Below are 2,545 nucleotides of genomic sequence, written 5' to 3' on the forward strand. Positions count from 1 at the left end.
CGGCAACGAATCTGTCGATGGCATTGCGTACCTGCTGCGGGGAGGTGAAACTGGCTCCCTTCAGGGCCCTGCGGCTCAGGATGCTGAACCACACCTCAACCTGGTTCAGCCACGAGGCATAGGTCGGGGTGTAGTGAAAATGCACGTTTTTGTGTCGCGCTAACCACCTGTCTCTTTTAGGCTTGTGGGTGTTTAGATTGTCAAGGATCACGTGAATTTCCTTGTCTGGATACTCGGCAATGACTTCATTCATAAAGGAGAGAAACTCTCGCCGCCACCTTCGTTTGAAGTGGCCTGCTTTGACCTGGCCGGTCGCTATGTCGAGGGCAGCAAAAAGCGTGGTGGTGCCATGTCGTCTGTAGCCGTGACTGAAACCGGTAAAGGCCTTGCCATTGGGAAGGCGCAGCCAGCCCTGGGCCCGCTCCAGGGCCTGAATGTGAGGTTTCTCGTCCACACAGATGACCACACCGTTTTCTGGCGGCTCCAAATAGAGCCCCACAATGTCTGCTGCCTTGGCCGCAAATTCAGGATCCGTACTGATACACCAGGACCGTCTGCGTTGCAGCTGGATGCCATGCCTGCGGAGCACTCGCCACACATAGTGCTTGGAGACGCCTCCCACCGCCTCCGCCAAAAGCTTGCCGTTCCAGGTGGTATGCCCCGCAGGGGGATCCTCGTCCAACATGGCTATAATCCGCCTGTCCATGCTTTTGTCATAGCGGCGCCTCGGTCCTGTGCGGGGCGCATCCTGAAGACCAGAAAGACCTTCTCTGGCAAAGCGAGTGCGCCACTTGCTCACAGTGGCCGGCCGCACTTTGTACTTGCGGGCAATAGCAATGGTAGGCATTCCTTGGGCTGCAGCCAGTATGATCAGGCTCCTCAGCACCAGCCGCTGCTCGGTCTTGGGCAAGCGAACCCACTGTTTCAGGGTTCGCTCCTGCTCCTCTGTCAACATGATGGGGGTGGCTTTTCTACTCATGCCACCCACTCTAATATATAACTCTAATTTATGCAACTAAGTACTAGCCGAGCTGAAAAACATTTCCAAGCTCGGCGACTTACGGAAATTTGACTTCCAACTACAAAGGTTTTTTTCACTAAGATGATTCTACCTTTTCTCCAGTAATATGAGAAATGAGACAGCTGTTTGAAACCAGATTGGGAGACGGCCATCTTCGAGAACTCGTAAGAGGAAGCTCCGTTGCCCTATTCTCAAGGATCGCTAATCTCTTTCTAGGATATGGGTTCGTACTGCTGATCACGCATAACTTCGGAGCTAAGGTGATGGGGATGTTTGCCCTCGCCACCACTGTGGCAACAATTTTGGCCACTCTGGCCAGAAGCGGCCTCGATACTGCTCTGCTTCGCTTCGTGGCAGAGTACGTGGTGGAAGGAAGAAGTGATCTGGCTGCGGCGGTTCTCAGAAAAGCATGGCGTGTTGTCTTGTTGACGTCCCTTTTTTTATCTGCCTGTGTGTATGTATTCGCCGCCGACTTAGCGGTACGCGTGTTCCATAAACGTGAATTAGGCAATTATATCCGGCTTGCAAGTATGGCCGTACTGCCTCTGACCTTTTCCTACGTCAATGCAGCCTATCTCCGTGGACTAAAAAAAATTCAGCATTTTGCCTTTATCCAGAATGTGAGCATCAATCTTTTCGGCATACTGAGCGTTCTGCCCCTGTTTCTTCTGCTCCAAACCAATAACGCTCCACTGGCCGCCTACGTCCTGGGAACCGTTGTTACCTTATTGATCAGCACATGGTTTTCACGTGAAGGAATCACTTTCCCAAAAATCGCATCACCTATTTCTGTAAAGGAAATGTTAAGTGTCTCTCTACCGCTTCTAGTGGCAAGTTCTATGGTTATGATAACGGGCTGGGCGGACATAATCATGCTTGGGATTTTTCGAAGCAAACAAGATGTGGGGATCTATGCCGTAATAATGAAACTTGGATTGCTGACAGCAATTACTCTGCGAGCAGTGAACGCCATTTCCGCACCAAAATTTGCCGAGTTATATAAGACCGGTGATCTTGATAGCTTGCAAGAAGTAGTATACCAGGCAACCAAGATGATTTTCTGGAGTTCCCTGCCGCTCTTTCTTCTACTGCTCTGTTTCCCCTCGCCTGTGCTTGCTCTATTTGGAAACGAATTTCCAACTGGCAGTAGAGCTCTACAATACATTGCTCTTGGCATGTTCGTAAGTGCCATTTGCGGGTCTGTGGGTATTGTGCTGCAAATGACAGGCAAACAACACATTTTTCAAAACGTTATGATTATCACCATGTTACTTAACATTGGTTTGAACCTGCTTCTGATTCCTCCTTTCGGTATCGAGGGAGCGGCAGTTGCAAGCATGATTGCTGTCATATTTCGCAATATCACCTTTGTGATCTATGTTCGTCAGAGCATGGCCCTGACCACACTGTATCTTCCTGGATTGAAGAATGGCGCCTGGCTGAGATAAAGCTGCAACTTCTTGCCTTGGGGAGAAATTGAAGGAAATGCTACCAAATTTTCTCTGCGTAGGAGCTGCTCGTTGT

General features: G+C 50.1%; 2 protein-coding genes. One reads left to right on the forward strand and one right to left on the reverse strand.

Annotation, left to right across the window (positions count from 1 at the left end; translation table 11 throughout):
• On the reverse strand, positions 1 to 979 hold a 979-nt coding region (locus tag JRI89_17600; GenBank protein MBW2073047.1), incomplete at its 3' end, for an IS630 family transposase.
• Positions 980 to 1,158: 179 nt separating this feature from the next.
• Between JRI89_17600 and JRI89_17605 the strand changes: the two genes are divergently transcribed.
• Positions 1,159 to 2,469: an oligosaccharide flippase family protein gene (locus JRI89_17605; GenBank protein MBW2073048.1), complete on the forward strand. Its 1,311-nt coding sequence runs from the start codon at positions 1,159 to 1,161 to the stop codon at positions 2,467 to 2,469.
• Positions 2,470 to 2,545: the final 76 nt, after the last annotated feature.

This window comes from Deltaproteobacteria bacterium (assembly GCA_019309045.1).
Taxonomy (GTDB): Bacteria; Desulfobacterota; Syntrophobacteria; order BM002; family BM002; genus JAFDGZ01.